The organism is Paraburkholderia sp. XV (assembly GCF_020177535.1).
In the GTDB taxonomy this organism is placed as follows: Bacteria; Pseudomonadota; Gammaproteobacteria; order Burkholderiales; family Burkholderiaceae; genus Paraburkholderia; species Paraburkholderia caribensis.
The window spans coordinates 1-18,025 of record NZ_JAGUUD010000078.1 but is presented as its reverse complement, the minus strand read 5'-3'; the positions used below and the strand labels follow the sequence as shown (position 1 = coordinate 18,025).

Genomic DNA, 18,025 nt, shown 5'->3' with positions numbered 1-18,025 from the left:
CCGAATGACAAGGTGTTATATGGAAACCACGGCCGCACAACCAACGTTATCGAAGACGAAAGCATCAACCCGGACCCTGATCGCTGCTGCTTCTATCGGCAACGCTCTGGAATGGTTCGACCTCGTCATTTACGGTTTTTTCGCCATTCCAATCGCAAGAAACTTTTTCCCCGCCAGTTCCGAAACACTCTCGCTGGTAATCGCGCTCGCAACATTCGCAATCTCTTACATTGCCCGGCCGATTGGAGCGCTCGCCCTTGGCAGCTACGCCGACCGTCGCGGCCGCAAGGCAGCAATGCTGGTATCGATCCAGTTGATGATGATCGGAACGGCAATGATTGCCTTAATGCCCTCATACAGGCAAATAGGCATTGCAGCGCCGATCCTGATACTCGTATCGCGATTGATTCAAGGATTTTCAGCCGGGGGCGAGTTCGGCAGTACAACGGCATTGCTTGTTGAGCATGCACCGCACCGCCGAGGGTTTATGTCGAGTTGGCAGTTCGCCAGCCAGGGGCTCACCACTGTCATTGCCTCGCTCTTCGGCCTTGGATTATCAGCCGCACTGACACCCGACCAGCTCGCTGACTGGGGTTGGCGAATCCCCTTCTTCTTTGGCCTTTTGATAGGTCCAGTGGGTCTCTACATCAGGAAGCATCTTGGTGACGGGAAAGAGTTTGTCGCCGCGTCTGCCGCTGAGTCGCCGGTGAAAGAGCTTCTACTCAGCCAAAAACGTCGCGTCGCGCTTGCGGTAGGCATTTTGGTCCTGTCGACCGCTGCAGGCTATCTCATCCTTTACCTGCCAACCTACGCGATCAAGCAGTTGCACTTGCCGTCTACCATTGGATTCTCGGCGACCCTTTTGGGAGGCGTGATATTGTCCCTCGTCACCCCAGTCGTCGGACATCTCTCTGACTCCGTTGGCCGCGTGAGACTGATGGTAATCGCTTCGTTGCTGTATGCCGTGAGCGTCATCCCGAGCTTCGTGCTCTTGACGAAATTCCCGTCGGCATCGGTGCTCCTGGCTGTCACCGCCTGGCTATGCCTGCTCAAGGCTCTCTATTTCGGTGCCCTTCCAGCGCTAATGTCCGAAGCGTTCCCGGTCAGGACAAGGGCGACCGGACTTGCGTTGAGCTACAACATAGGCACAACGGTCTTCGGGGGCTTCACGCCGATGGTCATCACGTGGCTGATTAGCATCACGGCTAGCAGTCTCTCACCAGGCTTTTATCTCGTGCTGTGTGCCGCCGTTAGCCTTGTGTCGCTAACCGCTGTCCGTAAAACGGTTGCACTGCGCTAACCCTATCCGACTGACTGACATTGCCATCGGGACCGCCTCCGTCTCAACCGCCGACGCATCGTCCAGGCGTTAGACGACGCGGTTTTGTATCACAGGTCTATTAATGAATATCAAGCGTTCTCACCGCCCTCTCATAATCGGTCGCAATGGAGCAGTCGCGACGAATCACCCAGTCGCAAGTCAAGCAGGTCTGGATATTCTGAGGTCGGGCGGAAATGCTGTCGATGCAGCGGTAGCAATTTCGCTGACTCTCGGCGTCGTCGAGCCGCACATGTCCGGGTTGGGCGGGGACGGGTTCTACCATACGTTTGCGCCGGCGTTGGACCAGGCGCAAGGCTGCGTCTATAACGGAAGCGGATTGCCCCCAAAAGCGTTGGCCGCAGCGCAACAAAAGGAACTCGCTTTACACGGTCCATTAAGCGTTTCTGTCCCGGGGAGCCTCGGCGCTCTAGAGGCCATGCATCGCCGCGAGGGTAGTATGCCTTGGGCAGCTTTATGCCAGCACGCGATTGATGCCGCCGAGGGAGGCTTCGGCGTAACCTTCTCGTACAAACGATTCGCTGAACGGAATGCCCATAAACTTCGGGAAGACCGTAACAGTAAGGAAATCTATCTGCGTTCGGGCGACGTTCCCGATGTTGGCAGCTATGTCACACAGGGAAAGCTTGCTCAGACGCTCCGCGCCATCGCCGAGGACGGTGCGGAGTCGTTCTATCGTGGCGAGCTTGCGAAGCGGATGGTCTCCGACTTCAAGAACGCCGACGTTCCGATCAGCGCTACCGACCTTGGCGCGTATGAGCCAGAAATTCAAAAGCCTTTATCCATTAAGTATCGGGGGTACGAAGTACGGCAAATACCGCCTAATTCGACCGGCTTTGTGCACCTTCAAACGCTCAAAATTCTTGAGCGGTTCGATATGGCATCGCTTGGCCACCTGTCGGCTGCTTCAATACATCACATGGTTGAGGCCAAGAAGTTGGCTTTTCTCGATCGGGAACGCCATGCGAGCGATCCGCGCGTTAGGCGCGTTCCTGTCGAAGAGCTTCTAGGGGCTAGACATATTGAGTACCTGGCGGCTCAGATCGACCTTTCGAGGGCTGCCGATATTGATCTGCGGAAACCTGGAGTCGACGGGCAGACTGGACGGTCGCGCTGCGATGGCAATACAACCTACTTCTGTGTCACAGATGCGAACGGTCGGGCTGTGTCCGCCATTCAGAGCCTGAACAACGCTTTCGGCTCGGCAATTACGTTGCCCGGAACCGGAATCCTGTTGAACAATCGCATGACATGTTGGCACCTCGCGCCTGACCACCCTAACCAGTTGACCGTCGGCAAGCGGGTCAGACACACGATGAACGCGCCGATGATCCTGCACGACGGCGCCGTATGGGCTCTCTTCGGAACGCCCGGTGCGGATGACCAGGTGCAGACCAATCTTCAGGCTTCGGTAGCCTTCATGGATTGTGAACTTGACCCTCAGTACGTCGCCGAAGTCACACGCTGGAGTAGCGATCAAACCGGACAGGAGGCTAACTGGCCTCATGGCGGAAGCAACTTACTTACGATCGAAGAAGGATTAGATGCCTCTGTTATGGACGATCTGCGTCGATTAGGCCACCAGCTACAGACGGTCCCCGCTTTGGAAGGACCTTGCAGTCTAGCTTGCATCCGCGCCTTGCACACTCCTGACGGACCGACGTTTATGGCGGGCTCCGATCCTCGCCGCGACGGTTGGGCCGCTTCGTTCTGAAACGTTAAAGATTTGCTATTGTGGTTAAGTCAAGAAGTTTTCCCTTTCAACGTAGATTCGTTATCCTAAATTAGGTCGCCGACATGAAGAAATTGATAGTTCCTGCGTTGGGTTATGTGCTTCTCGCGCCCATTGCACACGCCCAAAATTCAACCACGCTATTCGGCATCGTCGACACGGGCGTGACATATACCAGCAATGTAGGTAGAAAGTCGCTTGTTGCCATGACGGCGGGAAACCTTCAAGGCAACCGCTGGGGGCTCATGGGAACGGAGCAGTTGGGAAATGGCATGTCGGCCATCTTCAAGGTTGAGTCCGGCTTCAGCTCGACCACAGGCGCACTCGGACAAGGCGGGGCCATGTTTGGCCGTCAAGCGTGGGTTGGTCTTTCCGATAAGACGTACGGGGCGCTAACTTTAGGCCGGCAATACGACCCGCTTGTGGAATATGTCGCACCTGTCCAGGGAGGAACGAGTTGGGGATCGCTCGCGGCGGTTCACCCAGGCGACTACGACAATATGGCCAACTCGTACCGCTTGAACAACTCCGTCAAATATCGGTACGCATCGCCGTCCGGCATTGCATTCAGCGTAGCGTACGCATTCGGGAACGTCGCAGGCTCGATGAGTCGAAACCGGATCATTGCTGTGGGCGGCGGGTATAAACACGGCCCCGTCGAGTTAGGTGTCGCATATCTCAACATCAACGACCCCAACTACTCTTTCTACGGCAATAATCCGTCGTCGAGCACCACCGCGTCGAACATTACGAATGTTGTGTTCGCCGGCTTTGCCTCGGCGAAAAATGAGGAAATCATTGCGACAAGCGGAGCGCTAACTTTCGGCGGTTCGACTGTGGGTTTGATTTATACCAACACGCGATTCAACAGGCTTGGCTATCAAACCGGAATCGGAAATATGTATGGCAAAGATTCAACCGCAATGTTGAATAATGTCGAGGTCAATTACCGCTACCAGGTCAGCCCTGCGTGGACAATCGGTGCTGCATATGATCTCACCTACGGCAGTTCGCTTAACGGTCATGAAGGGGCTCGATATCACCAGTTCAACGTCGGGACAGACTACAAGCTGTCGGTCAGGACGGACCTTTACCTGGCGGCGGTGTATCAACACGCGGATGGTTACGACTCGTTGAACCGCCCCGCGGTAGCTAACCTGACGGGAACCTCTGCTTCTAGCAGCGCCAACCAGCTCCTCGTCACAACGGGAATTCGTCACAAATTTTGAGAAGCCGCTGTCCCTTCGTTGCACCAGGGCATTTTTTGACTGTGAAACTTCAACGTGGCGAAGGGATTGCTAGCGCTCAGTGAATCCTGTAAACGCCGCCCGGCGTTACTGTCGGGTAATCCGCGTTCGCACCGGGACTCGCATTGATCTGTTGTTTCGTTGTCGTCCGAGCGATCGGCAACTCCGGTTTCAGCCACGCTTCGATTGGTTCGCGCATGATAGACGCGGGTGCTTACGACGACCATCGCTTGTGACTTATGACCAGGCGGCCCGTAGACCTTCTTTGTCCCTCATGTCAACGTGTCGCCGTCGTGCACCTGGGCGGTGGGCTTCTGCGAACCCCGCTCTGGGGCTCGCTTCCCGCATTGGCGGGCCGCTACCATCGCCGTATTTGTCGTGCAGCGCGCAGTGCCTTGGCAGAGTCCGCTCGCTTCCTTAGAGGAAAGGCCGCCAGTCAATCCGAGATACACCGGAAAAAGCCGACGCTTTGCGCGTCGGCAAGAAAGGCTCCGATGGAGTCCCTGAGAGATCGTTCGGAAGCCGTGGGCGAGCGCTCGTTCACGCGACAGAGAAATGTGGACGGGCCGGTGTATCGGTGCGGGGCAGTCCCATCATATGCCTCGCTTCAGCCGGTGTGGCGATCTCGTAGTCCATTTCGCGAAGAATGCGAACTGTTCGCTCGACCAGCTGGACGTTCCGAGCAAGCTGCCCCTGACGGTAGTACAAATTATCCTCAAGGCCCACGCGAATGATCTGACCGCCCAGCAGAAGAGAATTCACGCTCGCTGGTAGCTGCGCAGGGCCGATGCCGCTTACACAGAAGATACTGTCCTTCGGGAGCAGATCGACCATGTACTGCAGCGAGCGCGGATTGTATGGCATTGCGTTCTGAAAGCCGCGATGAGCGTTCATAACCATGTTAATCACGTAGGGCGGTTCGTCCAGCCCCAGTTGGATAAGCGAAGTCACGTCCTGCACGATATGTGTGGGGCTAAAAACTTCCCATTCGGGCTTAATGCCGCGCTTTCTCATTTCTTCCGCGAGAAAGCGACAGCGCGATGGCGACGTGTTGAGCAGGACTTCCTTGCCACCGAAGCTCGCAACAAATGTGCAGGCGTCGAGCGTGCACATTTCGGCGCCTGCTTCCATGCCTTTGAGGCGTTCTTCCCAGACGGTGTCCCACATTCCGCCTTCGATCGGCTGGATCATGTCTCCGTGGACGCCGCCGCCCGTCGAATTGTTGATGACGATGTCGCACTTCGCACGGATCTGCTCGTTGATACTGCGATAAATATCAGCGTTACAGGTCGCCTGGTCATTTGGCAGACGCGCATGAACTGCGACGACGCTTGCGCCAGCGTTGTAGCAATCGCACACATCGCGCGCGATCTCGTGGGGCTGTGTGGGTAGATGAGGATTTTGTTCCTTGAATGCCATCCCGCCGGTCGGGGCAACCAGTATGATGACTTTGTTCGTGGCCATTAGATGTCTCCAGAGATTGGCTTGATTTCCGCTTCGGGAAGTACCTCGCGCGCATCTGGCGCACCAGGTGTTGATGCAGCAACGCACGGCGAGGACTTATCGGGCAACGTCCTGTTCGCCCACGACGAAATTGTCGATTTGCGTGCGTAGTTCGGGCGGAATGGGAATCGCGTTGCGGCTTTCTAGTGAGAACAGCACGATCACCTGTTCGGTACGTACGCGTACCGATTCGCCGGCATAGGCGGAGAGCGAGAGCGCAATAGAGCTTCTGCCGGCCCTACGCACGATGAGGCGCAACGCAAGCGTCTCGCCGATAGTGCTCGGTGCAACGAAGTCGCACTCGATGCGCACGGTGGGAACGCCGAGCCGCTGTTTCGCGATGAAGTCTCCGTATTTGATGCCTAGTCCGTCGTTGAACCAGTCCTCGATCAATTCGTGGAAAAGCACGAAGTATTGGGGGTAGAAAACAATTCCCGCTGGATCGCAGTGCTGAAAGCGGATCAGCTTGTGGGATTCAAATGCCCGTCCTTGCATGAGCGGTCTCCGTTGTCGTGATCATCGTTCATCGCAGTGCGCGTCGGCGGAAGATCCCAACGTAGTTTCGGGGCGCGCCGCTCGGCGGGCAGGCCCGGCTGTGCACGTCACGGCGCCGGGCATGATCGCGTCGCTCAAGACGTGCACGCTGTGACGCGGGGTGCCGGTTAATGTTCTGACGAGGCCGACGAGCGCTGGACAAATCGGTCCGTCCTGAAAGCCGAGCGGAATGACCAATGGGCTCAGCCGACGAGGCCCTCGCGATGGAGATCGCGCTCAAAGTCGGCGAGCGAGCGTTCGAGCTTTTCTACCAGTTCGTCGATCTGCGGCTCGGTCACGATCAGCGGCGGCGCAATCAGCTGGATGTCACCGAATTGACCGCGGTTGGCCCGCCGGTTATACAGTGCGATACCGTGCGCAAGACCGTAGTTGGTGAGTCGTGCCGGTGCGTTCATGGCGACGGGCAGTTGCCGTTTCGTGGCAGGGTCGGCGACGAGTTCAATCGCCATCAGCAGCCCCTTGCCCCGGACGTCGCCAATCAATCTGCAGCGCTGCTGCAAGTCGCGCAGCTGGGCGTCGAGGTATCTGCCCATTGCCGCCGCGCGCTCGACGAGTTGCTGATCCACCACTTCGTCGAGCACCGCAGCTGCGACCGCGCACGAGAACGGGTTGGAGAAATACGTATGGCCGTGCACGAAACCACCGTTGTTTGCAATGGTCTCCACAATGCGGTTCGGTGCAAGTACCGCGCCGAACGGTGTATATCCAGCAGCGAGTCCCTTGGCCATCGTCACGATGTCGGGCCGCGAACCCGCCCAATGCTGCGAAGACAGGAACGCACCGCTGCGCCCGGCACCACTCATGATTTCGTCGTGGATTAACAGGACGCCGTAGCGGTCGCAGATTTCCCGAACCGAACGATAGTACGACGCCGGCGACACGAGCGCACCGCTCGATAAGCCCCCGATCGGCTCGATAATGAAAGCCAGCACCGACTCTGGTCCTTCTTCCAGAATTTTCGCCTCCAGCGCCTGGACGCAGCTCGCCACGTAGTCGGCGGCGGTCGCGCCAGCTGGAAGCCGATAGGTCATCGGCGCGGGAACCTTTGGCATGGTCCGGTACATCGGCCCATAGATGGATTCTGTGAAGGAATCGCCCGTCACTGCCATCGCACCCATCGTCGAACCGTGATAGCTCGGATCACGTGAGATGACTTTAAATCGCGTGGCTTCGCCTCGTGCTACCGCGTATTGCCGCGCGAGCTTGAGCGCCGACTCGTTTGCTTCAGACCCGCCTGAAACAAAGAAGGCCCGGTCGAATCCTTCCCCAGCGAGCCCGGTCAGTCGGTCGGCGAGACGCACGTTCTGCTCGCTTTCAAAAAAGCGTGGATAGGCGAACGTGACACGCTGCGCCTGTTCAAGCATTGCGGCGACCACGCGCGGATTCGAATGGCCCAGATTGCTGACGACTGCGCCGGACGTAGCGTCGAGAAACTGTCTGCCGCTTTCGTCGTAAAGATAGATACCTTCGCCGCGCGCGACGCGCGGCGGTCGCGCTGCGCCCTTCGGCAAATAAAAGCTCATCACGCTGCCGCCGTGCGGCGTATCGCCGACGAGACGGGTGAGAGAGTGTTCGGACATATCAGTTACCTCAGTTAGGGTGTTGGCAGACGCACCTTCCAATTCGCGGCGCAGTCGTGGCAAGAGCGAAAAGAGGGTTGTGCAGCCGCGACGGTGTACGTCGCCGCGTCGTATCGCCGATCTCCAGCGTGTCGGTGCGTCTGTGGGAACCAGCATGCAGTGTTGGCTGAAACGGATGCGAGGCAGTCTAGGTCCGCAATTTTTTTCTCACAACGCGACGGCCGTTTGATCGTATATTCGTTTCATGAATATCAACGATATCGATCTGAATCTGCTGCGGATACTCGACGCGGTCTACAGCGAGCGCAGTGTGAGCCGGGCGGCACTCAGGCTCAATCTGTCTCAGCCCCGGGTCAGCAACGCGCTGCTTTCCTTGCGTGCATTGCTGGAAGACCGCCTGTTCGTCCGTACCGGCCGCGGGGTCGCACCGACTGAACGAATGACCGCGCTGGCGCCTCGTATCCGGGAGGCGCTGACCCTTCTCGAGGGCTGCCTCGTGCAGCGGTCCAGCTTCGAGCCGCGTACAACAGACCGTACCTTCCGCCTGCATATGAGCGACAGCATCGAAATAGTCGCAGTGCCGTCCCTGCGCCAGCGCGTGGAGAAGCTGGCACCCCGCATCAGGCTTGAGACGACGCAGATCCCTACGCAGCGTATCCCACAGGCCCTGCAAGCCGGCGAAATCGACTTTGCAATCGGTAGTTACGGCGCGCTCGGAGACGACATCATCCGTGAGCACCTGTTCAATGATCCCTTCGTTCTGCTCGTGGCGCATTCACACGTGTTGCCGCGCAACCCCTCACGGGAGGCGCTGCAGCGGGCGAGATACGTGGTGGTCGGCGAATCGCAAGACCTGGAACAATTGATGGCGGACCTCGGCTTGACGAGACGGGTCAGCGTGCGCACGTCGTTCTATCTCTCGGTGCCCGCGCTGGTGCATGGCGGAGCCCTTGCGGTGTGGCTGCCGCGCAGTGTTGCGCGCGCGATCGTCGGGACCGGAAAATACAGGATTGTCGTTCCATCGATTCAGCAACGCGCATTGGCGGTCAATCTGTTTCGGCACCCGCGCGCGGCGCTCGATCCAGGGCTGGTGTGGATGAGCAATCTTGTCCGCGCTTCGCTACCGCGTTCGCGGGAGGCGCGATGATCAAGCGCGCAAGGACCAACGAGGCGCGCATCGAACTCACTCTGCTTGAGGTGCTGGACGCCGTCTATATAGAACGCAATATTGGCCGTGCGGCGCGGCGTCTGGGCGTTTCACAGCCGGTCGTTAGCGGCGCCCTGACGCGTCTGCGTCTTCTGCTCAAGGATCAACTGTTCAGGCGCCATCCCGGTGGCGTCGAACCTACGGAGTTGGTGAATCTGATCGCGCCGGCCATTCATCGCTCGCTAAGCGACATTCATGACACGTTGCAGGAAGCTGGGACATTTGTGCCCGAGCAATCGGATCGCACCTTTGTCATTAGTATGAGCGACAGCGGCGAGCTCTCGTTCCTGCCCATTCTGCACCGGCATCTGGCAACGATCGCGCCTAACCTGCGACTTCGATCCGTCAGGGTTCCGCTCGGCGAACTGGCAAGCGCCCTCGAAACTAACGCGGTGCATATTGCACTGGGGCAACTTCCCGACATGGGCGTCGAATTCGAACGTGCACATTTATTCGACCAGGACTACGTCCTCGTCACGGGTGCGCATCATCCCCTCGCGGGGCAAGCGGTCACGCGAGAGCTACTGGCGCAGTTTGAATTCGTTCTGGTGGGCCGCTTTCCTGGGGTCGAGCAGCTGATCGCGGAACAGGGCCTGAGCAGCCAGATCCGGCTGCGGGTCGCGCATTACCTCGCCGTGCCGATGATCCTCTCCACGAGCAACCTCGCCGTGTGGTTGCCGCGTAGCTTGATCGGACCGCTTGGATTGCTAGGAAGCTACTGGGCAACCAGCGTCGCCTCGTTGGAACGACACTTTTCCTTGAGCGCGGTTCGGCATCGACGCAGCGCGCGGGATCCGGGCGCCCAATGGTTATGGGGACAGGTCATCCAGTCGATTTCCGAAGATTTTGGTTAGCTAATTTGGCCTGCCATGCTGGACGCGCGTCCGAAATCAGTTTTTATATTCGCCCGTGGCCCCAAACCGGCTGTCCGTCGGTGTTCTCGCGAAACCAAGGCCTGTCCGTACCAGAGCGTCAATATCCACCCGATCATCGTCTGCGGCACGCCCAGCGAGACGTTCGATCCGATCGTTGCGAGCATTGCGAATAAGGCAATGCGCTACTCGCGCACGTGAACGTAAAAGGCGGCGCGGACGGCCGTTCGACCTTAAAACCGGACATCGATGAAATACGGACATCTTAGACCGCTTTGGGTCGAATTCAGCCAAACGTCCTAGACTTCGAATCCCGTCCGTATTCTGCGAAGCGGTGCAGCACATGCGAGCACGTAGCGAGTCTGGTCAGAGTGGCTACAACTCGTACCGCCATGTCTTCAGCCGGGCTACGCAAACTTCGTGGATGCCGCGCGCGATCGGCGACTCATAATCAAGTCGCCAGCTGTCGGTGAACATGTTCGATAGCACGTCGATGTCGTGCAGCAGCTCAATCGACCATATGGATGTTGCAAGCTGCACGGAGGCTTTGGCGAGCCGCACGCCTTCCAGCCAGTCCGGCGAAATGCCGTTGGCCTGCGACCATATCGCTTTTGATTCGACGAGGTGATCGGTGCGAAGCCAGTTGCCCGAACGCGCACGGGCGATCAGCTGCGCGACCACAAGGTAGCAGAGCAGGTCCGTCCGCCCTTCGTCATCGAGATGGTTTGTCGCCGGCATTCGCTGACTATAGCAGCGAGTTTTCAAATCTGAAGTGCAACACCCCGACTCGTTTAAGGTGTTGCCATGGAAAAACGATATCGACAACTCCAGCCAGAAGAGCGGCTGACGATCGCCAGCCTGCGTCTGCAAGGTTCAAGCATACGGGCCATGGCCCGTATGCTTAAGCGCTCACCTGCAACTGTGAGCCGTGAACTGGCGCGCAACAGCGGACCCGAGCACTATGCTTCGATGCCGGCCCAGGCGCTAAGCGTCGCACGACGTGCCGCTGCCCGACGCCCCGCCAAGCTCGACCCGCAAGGCGTTACATGGCGTATTGTCCTCACGCTGCTGGACTGGAAATGGTCGCCTCAGCAGATATCGGGTACGCTCAAACGTATGTATCCGAATGATTCGTCCCAGCGGGTCTCGCACGAGACTATCTACACGGCAATCTACGCCCACCCGTATGGGGAATTGCGTCGCCAGCTCATCGCCTGTCTGCGCCACCATCGCAGTGATCGCATGCCACGAACCCGAGGCAAAGACCGGCGCGGCCAGATCCCCGACATGCTCAGCATTCATGTGCGCCCACCCGAGGTGGACGAGCGCGTGATGCCGGGCCACTGGGAAGGCGACTTCATCAAGGGCGCAAACAATGGTTCTGCTGTGGGCGTGCTGGTCGAACGCTCCAGCCGCCTGGTGCTGCTTGCCAGGATGGACGATGCGACAGCGGCATCGGCACTCGCAGGGTTCTCTGCCAAACTCAATTCCATCGCTGCGCCGCTACGCCGAAGCCTGACGTACGACCAGGGCAAGGAAATGGCGTACCACGAGCAACTCGCTGCTGCCACCGGAGTGAAGGTCTACTTCTGTGACCCTCATAGCCCCTGGCAACGTGGCACGTGCGAGAACACCAATGGTCTGCTACACCAGTATCTGCCCAAGGGCACCAATCTCTCGGTCTACAGTCAGGATGACCTTGACGCCATTGCCGATAGCCTCAACACTCGCCCTCGTGCCATACACGCATTTCATTCGCCGTTCGAAGTCTTCTCCACCATGCTTGCACTTGCTTCCAGCCCCGATACTTCTGTCCACTAAGCCTTGTGTTGCACTTCACGTTTGAAACCGCCCAGCGAATGCTGCCGTAATTTTTGCGAGGGGGATGCCGCGAGTTGACTGCAATTGGAAACGGGTCAGGCGCATGGCCAGGTGATTACGAGTCGGCTTGCGCGCGAACTATTGGAATTAAATCCGCACCAGTGCGAATAAGAAATCCTGCGTGCAGTGTTGAATGCGACATCGAACGACCGCTTTGCACGGAATTGAAAGTCCGCAACGGATCAACATCAGGCGCCCATACACGAGGAGTCATTGCGCTGTGTCCGCGCCAGCGAGCATTGATCGATGGCAAATGACGGGGCCGCAATGACATGCGTAGTGTGCGCGGAGTTCGTCGCTGATCTCGCCGTCCACTGCCAGGCCGTAATCGATGAAGAGTTCGTCTCCCGGCTCGATGGCCATGAGGGCATGAATAAAGACTCGGTCGCCTGTCTCGATGGCCTCGCAGTTCGGTGCGCAAGCGTGATTGATGAAGCGCGCACTGTTGCCACCTCGACTGCCGTCGATGACCCGTCCGTCGGAAAGATCAAATACAAAAGTATGCCCGTTCTCGGATTGCTGGCGGGCGGCCGCGCGTCGCCAGCTGGTCACTTCGCCCGCGTACTCGATGAGCCGCTCGCCTGCGGCGATCGGCTGTAACGCAAACAAACCCCTGCCGTGCACAGGAGAGCGTCGTGCTGTGATGCGTCGTCGATGCATTGAATCGTATCCGTTCGTAGTCGGTGCGCGACGAACATCCTGCGAGCGGCGAGCATAACGCTGCGATCAAACTCCTTCAACACAGATATCAAATTGGATGCAACTAACTGGCTGGCGCACATGCATCACGGACCAGCTTCGCCATGACAACCGTCTACAGTGAAGGGGGCGGCCGGATGTCGCGGGACGACAAGAGGGCAGAAGGGATGAAACACGCTACAGCGGCTCCGCTCGCGCGAGTTGCCTTGCACTCCACACATGCGTTAGGGTGTCCGCTCGTCCCGTAATATACGGGAGTCACACAGAGGAAGCTTCTTACATGAACAAACAAGAACTCATCGACGCCATCGCTGCCAGCACGGGCGAAAGCAAGTCCAGCACCGGCGAAGCCATTGACGCCATCCTTCAGGTCGTGACGGCGGCCGTCGCGCGTGGCGAGGCGGTTCAACTGGTGGGCTTCGGCTCGTTTTCCACGGGCGCACGCGCTGAGCGCGCGGGCCGTAATCCTGCGACGGGCGAGACGATCACGATCCCTGCCGCGAAAACCGTCAAATTCACCGCGGGCAAGGCGTTCAAGGACGCGGTCAACGCGGCTTAAGGTGGCTGCAAAATCCGGGCTCTGATTTCGGCGGCGCGCCAGCAGCCGACGTCAGAGCTGCCGAGACGATGTTTGCTCCGGTCGGCGGAGTCCGCTCACATCCGTTCGCGGTTCCGCCGACCGGGTGATCAGGGATGAGGAAAGTTGTCCGGCGTTAGTTCAGGCGTAGTTGTTGGCTGCGCAGATCGGCGTATGTGCGTCGACCGCGCGAGCGTCCAGTAAGCTGTAGTTCGATAAGTCATCCTACGTATTTGACATAAGTAAAGTTATTACCGAGTAATAAGGAGTACATAATTATACTCCAAGAAAATCCCGCATCTGCGGGTTTGCCCAATTCATCACGAATTGTGAAGAGGGGTAGCAAAAAATCCAGTTCTTAACCGACAAGGCTGCGCGGCTAGCAACCAGGTGGCGAAGATGCATGGCAAGTGAAGATCGCGCTGCGCAAAGATGCGACAATCGATATTGTCATTGCGAAAGAATCTGGAGGAGCGTTGATGTCAAATAACATCTGCGCCCGGTGCGGAGCAGTCACGTCACCGCACGACGTTGTGAGTGTTGCTTCAGGCGATGGCGCGTTCCGATCGTTGTGCAGTCGCTGTTTCAACACCGAGATGGCGCATCTTGCGAAGCTTAACGCGTTTGAACATCCGGAGTTTGCGCCCGTGCGTCTGGCCGATGCGGATGGTGTAGTGCACGAGTTTCATTTTCGGAGCCTGCTGTTCGGCGACCAGCTTTCACTGGAGGCGTTCGAACTGGCTTCCGGCGACGAAGACTGCGCGGGTTACCGGTTTCAGCTTCTTGGTGATCCACGGTCGGATCCGTTCGAGCTACTGGGACACCTGGTAGAGAAGGTCAAGCGTGCTCTGGCGACCAGGCACCTGGTCGAGCATGCTGGCAATCTCGAGGTAGCCGGAACGACGGTCCGGGGGCGAATCGAGTGGGACAGCAGCGAGAGCGGCCACATGCCGTGTGTGATCATAGATGGCAAGCGCGTCGACTGGCCCGCTTTTGGGGCAATGTTGATGCAGTTTGAAGGGTGGCAGTTCCGGATTGCATTGGTGGATTCGAGCGATGAGGCATGAGGCGCGCGTGGCGCCAGCCGGCGCAAACGGCGCTATCACCTCAGCGTCAGACGCACCAACCGCCGTGGGCGATTCGGTCACGAAGAAACCTGGTAAATCACCGTATCCCACCGCGCGGTCAGATGACTAACCTAGCTCATGAGCCTAGGGGGCGATACGATGGCAGCGCCGAGTTTTGTCTACACGATCTCCTGTGTCGCAAAGATGCTCGGAGAGCCGGAGGGTTGGCTGGACGAACTGGCGAGCATGAACCTGGAGCCAGAGGACGGGTGTCTCAGGATCATCTACGATCTGGACGTCCCCTCTGAACAACTGATTGCCGTAACCGCGTTGACGGATGCTGGCATCGAGGCCCTCCGGGAACTGGTTGCTGAAGCGAAGCGGCAGTCGGGCGGGGCGAGCGTCCCAGATAGATAGTTACCGGATCAGGACAACGCGTTCCCGCTCTGTCCGACAGGGCATCATCGTAAGCCTCACTCGGTCGCCGAAATTCGGGGCGGTGTTGCCGGCGCGTGCACGGCCGGTCGTCTCGATATGCCTGGTCAGCACGCTGCGCGACCGGCCGTGCCCCAGCGTCTTTTCCGCTTACCACAGTCGGTGGACGTCATCGTTGAGCGCGGGTTGCAGAGTCACAACGTGTGACCAGGATAACTGTGCAGCGGGCTGTTGCACAAACTCCAGCTGCGGGAACGCCCGTGCGGGTGCGCGCATGTAGTTTGGACCCGCAGGCCCGGCTCCGCGCGTGGATGAGAACCGCTGCAGCATGGTTGTAGGATGATCAAGACGGTCCGCTGAAAGGACGTGGGGCCGACCTCCCCAGCTTGCGCGATATTGGTCTCGCGATGGCGTGCCAGCGGCCGATACGCTTGTGACCCGCCGGGCTTGTGCGGCATAATGCACATGATATGCAACATGGAGTCGCACATGGGCAAAGCACTCGAAGTTCGACCGCGTAAATCCACCAACATCACCTTGCCGCCCGAGGTGCTTGAGCGGGCCAAGCAGCTTGGCATCAATCTTTCGCGGGCGAGCGAGCGCGGCGTGCGTGAAGAAATCCAGGAGGCGGAGGCCCGCCGTTGGGCGGAGGATAACGCCGAACTGGTCGCCGCTTACACTGCGATGGTCGATCGAGACGGGCTTCCGCTCGCGAAATACAGGGCGTTTTGATGGCCAGGTTTGATCTGTACGCGAACCCCGACATTGAGACGCGCAAACTGGCACCTTACCTGCTCGACGTGCAAAGTACCCATGTCGGCGTTCTGCCGACGCGCATTGTGATTCCTCTGCGACCTGTCAGACATCTCGCCTTCTCCGGTAAGCCATCCGACCTACTTCCCGTGTTCAAAATTCACGGCGAAGAATGTTTCCTTGATACGCCTGGCATGGGCTCGGTCCCCCTGAACGCTCTTGGGAAGTGCATCGGTTCCCTTTCAGATCGGCGTGAAGCCATTCTCGCGGCGCTCGACCGGATCTTCGGCGCATACTGAGTAATGACCGGGCAGCTTTGTTCGCAAGGGGCGAGCGTCCATCAGCATAATCAACCTCAACCCGCTTGAATATTAAGCTCGCTGTTACGCCTCACCCCTGACACTGCCTCAGGAAAACCGCGATCGGAGGTGCGATGCAATTTGACAAGCAACAGGAGAGACTCAGGCAGAGTGGCGCAATGATGCGTCCTGGTCCACCGAGCCTATTGGCGAAGGTGTTGGCCGTGGTGATAGGCGCTGCGCTGCTCGTCGTGGGGTTCGCCGTGTCGCTCGTGATGTTGGCAGTGGTGCTTGGGGCAGGCATCGCGATCGGTGGTTTTGTCTGGTGGAAAACGCGCGAACTGCGCAAACAGCTTCGCGAGCAGGCCATGCGCGCACAAGAGATGCATGAGCAACAGGTGCGCGAGCGCGCGGGCCAGCGCTTGGATATCGCGCGACGTGATCGAGGACGTCGAGTTCCACGACGAGAATCGACAGAAATAAGCGTTGAACCGTGACTGCGCATGCGCCGCCGCGCACCGGATGTGCGCCGCCTGGTGCTACGCCGCACCGGCTTTTCAGCCTGTAGTTTGCGCGCTTCCCGACGTAATGCCGGGCAGCCATCGAACTTGATGCCGGTTGGTACCCGATCTCGGGTATTTGTCCTTTTCGTGCATTTTCCGGCGGCAACGGCGGTAGAAGCCGCTTGCAGGGGAGAGGCTCCCTGTCTGCGTACCGCCAGAAAGGGGGCCGCAAAAGGTGCGCCATTTTTTAACGCGCGTTCAGGTCAGTAGACGATCGACGGCATGCGCTATGCGCTGACATTGCCGTATCGGCGGGCCGCGTAAGAGGCGACGATCATGCTCGAACAGCAGACAATCGGCAGGGTTCGAATCAACTATCTGACCGGCCGCATAAGCCGGGACGAAGTTGATGCGGCTTTGGCGAGAATCAGTCCCGCAGAAGCACGCGTATTTGCGCATGAAGCGCTGGAAGGATGTTCGCGCACGCTTATATGGACCAATCGCGCGGCCGCCGTCCTCAATGCGCCAATTAACGGCATTGCCCAGACCTTCACGGCCAATGATCCCGACAAGATCATCGGCCTGGCCGCCGTGATGATTCAGGCGAGCCGCAAGATCGCACACAGGCTCACGCACTGACGGGAGTCTGAGACGAACGCTTGGCTCGCTTCTGTGACCATACACGCACGATCGTTCGTACAGGTGATAATTCGCTTTATCGCCAACGCCTCGACTGGAATCAGGGTGCGAGTTCAGCGCGCCCCCAGTGAGCAGCAACGGGATCATCGGACGGATTGCGGCTGGCGAAACCTCAGGGACCATCCGGGAAAATCGGCTGTCGACCTCGCGCCTGGCTTAGGCGCCCTCACCGGAATTGCAGGCAAATCAAGCTCACCCGCTAGTGGACATCGTGCATATACGCGATGCCGAGTTCGCCGGCGAGCTGCGCGAGCCGTTTGTCCAGGGTCCAAAGTGACGCACCGCGAGTCATCAGGGTCGACGCAAGTAAAGTGAGGTCGCTGCTTCCGCAGCCTCGACCGTACAATTGCCTTGCTTCGATCAACTCCATCACCTCAGCCCAGGTCGGGTGCGTCGCATGTTGCAGCAGCCCGATGTCGTGAAGCGTCCGCGCGCGAGGTGCGGGCGGAGTGCCACAGGCGAGCTCAACAAGCACGACTGGATGCGTAAGCGCGCGATCGCTGGTGATCAGTTGAATAAGCTTCGTATTGGACCGACGGAAATGATCAACCCATACCGATGTATCGATGAGCACGCTCATTGAGCCGCAGGCTCCGATCGGCGTCGCGGGATGTCGGGCATATCTGGCCCAGTGCCACCGAGCGCTGCCAGACGCTTGCCAGCCTGGACGCGAACAAACGTCTGCATCGCGACCCGGAAGAGGTCAGCTTTATCCATGTCAGGGTCGGCAAGCTCGAGCGCGCGCTCGTAAAGGGTGTCGTCGATCGTTACGGTGGTTCGCATCTCGACTCCAAATTGATGCCGGGTTGCATCAATTATAGCATCTGTCTGGACGCCGACGTTGCGATCCAACTCAAGCGCTCCAACGCAACTCGGGTACCTAATTACATGCTTGCTGCCGCCCGTGGGACATAGCCTCGGTGTAGATGGCGACGCAAATTTCCGTTGAGCTTCCGTCGGGAAAACAGGGCTCCACGGGCCCTCTGATCGCAAACATTTTGTGTAATGGAAATGACGGCAAACGGCGTTGTCACGTTAAGGTCTTCGAGAGGCAAGTGGGCATAGAACGTACATTTG

20 protein-coding genes are annotated in these 18,025 nt (G+C 58.6%); 13 read left to right on the top strand and 7 right to left on the bottom strand.

Annotation, left to right across the window (positions count from 1 at the left end; all coding sequences use genetic code 11):
• Positions 1-19: 19 nt before the first annotated feature.
• The 3 genes from KFO72_RS28860 to KFO72_RS28850 all read left to right on the top strand — a co-directional run bounded on the left by KFO72_RS28860 (position 20) and on the right by KFO72_RS28850 (position 4,300).
• Positions 20-1,300 (top strand): MFS transporter, encoded by a 1,281-nt coding sequence (locus KFO72_RS28860; protein WP_225033555.1) that lies wholly within the window; start codon positions 20-22, stop codon positions 1,298-1,300.
• Between the two features lie 103 nt (positions 1,301-1,403).
• Positions 1,404-3,053 (top strand): gamma-glutamyltransferase, encoded by a 1,650-nt coding sequence (ggt, locus tag KFO72_RS28855; RefSeq protein ID WP_225033554.1) that lies wholly within the window; start codon positions 1,404-1,406, stop codon positions 3,051-3,053.
• Positions 3,054-3,136: 83 nt separating this feature from the next.
• Positions 3,137-4,300 (top strand): porin, encoded by a 1,164-nt coding sequence (locus tag KFO72_RS28850; RefSeq protein ID WP_225033553.1) that lies wholly within the window; start codon positions 3,137-3,139, stop codon positions 4,298-4,300.
• Between the two features lie 558 nt (positions 4,301-4,858).
• Here KFO72_RS28850 and KFO72_RS28845 read toward each other — a convergent pair.
• The 3 genes from KFO72_RS28845 to KFO72_RS28835 form a co-directional block, all read right to left on the bottom strand.
• Positions 4,859-5,782, bottom strand: coding sequence for a 3-keto-5-aminohexanoate cleavage protein (locus tag KFO72_RS28845; protein ID WP_225033552.1), 924 nt, complete (start codon positions 5,780-5,782; stop codon positions 4,859-4,861).
• Positions 5,783-5,878: 96 nt separating this feature from the next.
• Positions 5,879-6,316 carry an acyl-CoA thioesterase gene (locus tag KFO72_RS28840; protein ID WP_225033551.1) on the bottom strand — a complete coding sequence of 146 codons (438 nt, stop codon included), beginning with the start codon at positions 6,314-6,316 and terminating at the stop codon, positions 5,879-5,881.
• Positions 6,317-6,558: 242 nt separating this feature from the next.
• A complete protein-coding gene (locus tag KFO72_RS28835; RefSeq protein WP_225033550.1) occupies positions 6,559-8,112 on the bottom strand; it encodes an aspartate aminotransferase family protein in 1,554 nt (517 codons plus the stop codon).
• A gap of 88 nt (positions 8,113-8,200) precedes the next feature.
• Between KFO72_RS28835 and KFO72_RS28830 the strand changes: the two genes are divergently transcribed.
• Together KFO72_RS28830 and KFO72_RS28825 are read left to right on the top strand one after the other, a co-directional pair.
• Entirely contained in the window at positions 8,201-9,103 is a 903-nt protein-coding gene (locus KFO72_RS28830; protein WP_225033549.1) for a LysR substrate-binding domain-containing protein, read from the top strand.
• On the top strand, positions 9,100-10,017 hold the full coding sequence (locus tag KFO72_RS28825) for a LysR family transcriptional regulator (protein ID WP_225033548.1): 918 nt from the start codon (positions 9,100-9,102) through the stop codon (positions 10,015-10,017). Before KFO72_RS28830 ends, KFO72_RS28825 begins: the two co-directional genes overlap by 4 nt.
• A gap of 393 nt (positions 10,018-10,410) precedes the next feature.
• On the opposite strand, the gene KFO72_RS28820 is transcribed toward KFO72_RS28825, so the two are convergent.
• Complete coding sequence (locus KFO72_RS28820; RefSeq protein WP_225033547.1) at positions 10,411-10,800, bottom strand: hypothetical protein; 390 nt, start codon at positions 10,798-10,800, stop codon at positions 10,411-10,413.
• A 39-nt stretch (positions 10,801-10,839) separates the two neighbouring features.
• Here KFO72_RS28820 and KFO72_RS28815 point away from each other — a divergent pair, with 39 nt between their 5' ends.
• Positions 10,840-11,856 (top strand): IS30 family transposase, encoded by a 1,017-nt coding sequence (locus KFO72_RS28815; protein WP_225033546.1) that lies wholly within the window; start codon positions 10,840-10,842, stop codon positions 11,854-11,856.
• 270 nt (positions 11,857-12,126) lie between these two features.
• Here KFO72_RS28815 and KFO72_RS28810 read toward each other — a convergent pair whose 3' ends face one another.
• Positions 12,127-12,576 (bottom strand): SET domain-containing protein, encoded by a 450-nt coding sequence (locus tag KFO72_RS28810; RefSeq protein WP_225033545.1) that lies wholly within the window; start codon positions 12,574-12,576, stop codon positions 12,127-12,129.
• 319 nt (positions 12,577-12,895) lie between these two features.
• Between KFO72_RS28810 and KFO72_RS28805 the strand changes: the two genes are divergently transcribed.
• The 7 genes from KFO72_RS28805 (at position 12,896) to KFO72_RS28775 (ending at position 16,888) form a co-directional block, all read left to right on the top strand.
• Entirely contained in the window at positions 12,896-13,174 is a 279-nt protein-coding gene (locus KFO72_RS28805) for an HU family DNA-binding protein (RefSeq protein WP_225033544.1), read from the top strand.
• 428 nt (positions 13,175-13,602) lie between these two features.
• Positions 13,603-14,259, top strand: coding sequence for a hypothetical protein (locus KFO72_RS28800; protein ID WP_225033543.1), 657 nt, complete (start codon positions 13,603-13,605; stop codon positions 14,257-14,259).
• A gap of 159 nt (positions 14,260-14,418) precedes the next feature.
• Positions 14,419-14,676, top strand: a complete 258-nt coding sequence (locus KFO72_RS28795; protein ID WP_225033542.1) for a hypothetical protein — start codon at positions 14,419-14,421, stop codon at positions 14,674-14,676.
• Positions 14,677-15,183: 507 nt separating this feature from the next.
• The gene (locus KFO72_RS28790; RefSeq protein WP_225033541.1) at positions 15,184-15,426 is read left to right on the top strand and encodes a type II toxin-antitoxin system CcdA family antitoxin; all 243 of its coding nucleotides are present in this window, start codon (positions 15,184-15,186) and stop codon (positions 15,424-15,426) included.
• A complete protein-coding gene (locus KFO72_RS28785; protein ID WP_225033540.1) occupies positions 15,426-15,746 on the top strand; it encodes a CcdB family protein in 321 nt (106 codons plus the stop codon). The genes KFO72_RS28790 and KFO72_RS28785 overlap by 1 nt, the downstream gene beginning before the upstream one ends.
• Before the next feature lie 134 nt (positions 15,747-15,880).
• Complete coding sequence (locus KFO72_RS28780) at positions 15,881-16,243, top strand: hypothetical protein (protein WP_225033539.1); 363 nt, start codon at positions 15,881-15,883, stop codon at positions 16,241-16,243.
• A gap of 342 nt (positions 16,244-16,585) precedes the next feature.
• Positions 16,586-16,888, top strand: coding sequence for a hypothetical protein (locus KFO72_RS28775; protein ID WP_225033538.1), 303 nt, complete (start codon positions 16,586-16,588; stop codon positions 16,886-16,888).
• A gap of 259 nt (positions 16,889-17,147) precedes the next feature.
• Here KFO72_RS28775 and KFO72_RS28770 read toward each other — a convergent pair whose 3' ends face one another.
• Both KFO72_RS28770 and KFO72_RS28765 read right to left on the bottom strand, forming a co-directional pair.
• Positions 17,148-17,528, bottom strand: a complete 381-nt coding sequence (locus KFO72_RS28770; RefSeq protein WP_225033537.1) for a type II toxin-antitoxin system VapC family toxin — start codon at positions 17,526-17,528, stop codon at positions 17,148-17,150.
• Positions 17,525-17,731: a type II toxin-antitoxin system VapB family antitoxin gene (locus KFO72_RS28765; RefSeq protein ID WP_225033536.1), complete on the bottom strand. Its 207-nt coding sequence runs from the start codon at positions 17,729-17,731 to the stop codon at positions 17,525-17,527. Before KFO72_RS28765 ends, KFO72_RS28770 begins: the two co-directional genes overlap by 4 nt.
• Positions 17,732-18,025 lie beyond the last annotated feature (294 nt).

What these genes read in the sequence shown, in the direction of transcription:
- KFO72_RS28860 (WP_225033555.1), top strand. Translation starts at nt 20, where the DNA reads ATGGAAACCACGGCCGCACAACCAACGTTATCGAAGACGAAAGCATCA.
- ggt (WP_225033554.1), top strand. Translation starts at nt 1,404, where the DNA reads ATGAATATCAAGCGTTCTCACCGCCCTCTCATAATCGGTCGCAATGGA.
- KFO72_RS28850 (WP_225033553.1), top strand. Translation starts at nt 3,137, where the DNA reads ATGAAGAAATTGATAGTTCCTGCGTTGGGTTATGTGCTTCTCGCGCCC.
- KFO72_RS28845 (WP_225033552.1), bottom strand. Translation starts at nt 5,782, where the DNA reads ATGGCCACGAACAAAGTCATCATACTGGTTGCCCCGACCGGCGGGATG.
- KFO72_RS28840 (WP_225033551.1), bottom strand. Translation starts at nt 6,316, where the DNA reads ATGCAAGGACGGGCATTTGAATCCCACAAGCTGATCCGCTTTCAGCAC.
- KFO72_RS28835 (WP_225033550.1), bottom strand. Translation starts at nt 8,112, where the DNA reads ATGCTGGTTCCCACAGACGCACCGACACGCTGGAGATCGGCGATACGA.
- KFO72_RS28830 (WP_225033549.1), top strand. Translation starts at nt 8,201, where the DNA reads ATGAATATCAACGATATCGATCTGAATCTGCTGCGGATACTCGACGCG.
- KFO72_RS28825 (WP_225033548.1), top strand. Translation starts at nt 9,100, where the DNA reads ATGATCAAGCGCGCAAGGACCAACGAGGCGCGCATCGAACTCACTCTG.
- KFO72_RS28815 (WP_225033546.1), top strand. Translation starts at nt 10,840, where the DNA reads ATGGAAAAACGATATCGACAACTCCAGCCAGAAGAGCGGCTGACGATC.
- KFO72_RS28810 (WP_225033545.1), bottom strand. Translation starts at nt 12,576, where the DNA reads ATGCATCGACGACGCATCACAGCACGACGCTCTCCTGTGCACGGCAGG.
- KFO72_RS28805 (WP_225033544.1), top strand. Translation starts at nt 12,896, where the DNA reads ATGAACAAACAAGAACTCATCGACGCCATCGCTGCCAGCACGGGCGAA.
- KFO72_RS28795 (WP_225033542.1), top strand. Translation starts at nt 14,419, where the DNA reads ATGGCAGCGCCGAGTTTTGTCTACACGATCTCCTGTGTCGCAAAGATG.
- KFO72_RS28790 (WP_225033541.1), top strand. Translation starts at nt 15,184, where the DNA reads ATGGGCAAAGCACTCGAAGTTCGACCGCGTAAATCCACCAACATCACC.
- KFO72_RS28785 (WP_225033540.1), top strand. Translation starts at nt 15,426, where the DNA reads ATGGCCAGGTTTGATCTGTACGCGAACCCCGACATTGAGACGCGCAAA.
- KFO72_RS28780 (WP_225033539.1), top strand. Translation starts at nt 15,881, where the DNA reads ATGCAATTTGACAAGCAACAGGAGAGACTCAGGCAGAGTGGCGCAATG.
- KFO72_RS28775 (WP_225033538.1), top strand. Translation starts at nt 16,586, where the DNA reads ATGCTCGAACAGCAGACAATCGGCAGGGTTCGAATCAACTATCTGACC.
- KFO72_RS28770 (WP_225033537.1), bottom strand. Translation starts at nt 17,528, where the DNA reads ATGAGCGTGCTCATCGATACATCGGTATGGGTTGATCATTTCCGTCGG.
- KFO72_RS28765 (WP_225033536.1), bottom strand. Translation starts at nt 17,731, where the DNA reads ATGCGAACCACCGTAACGATCGACGACACCCTTTACGAGCGCGCGCTC.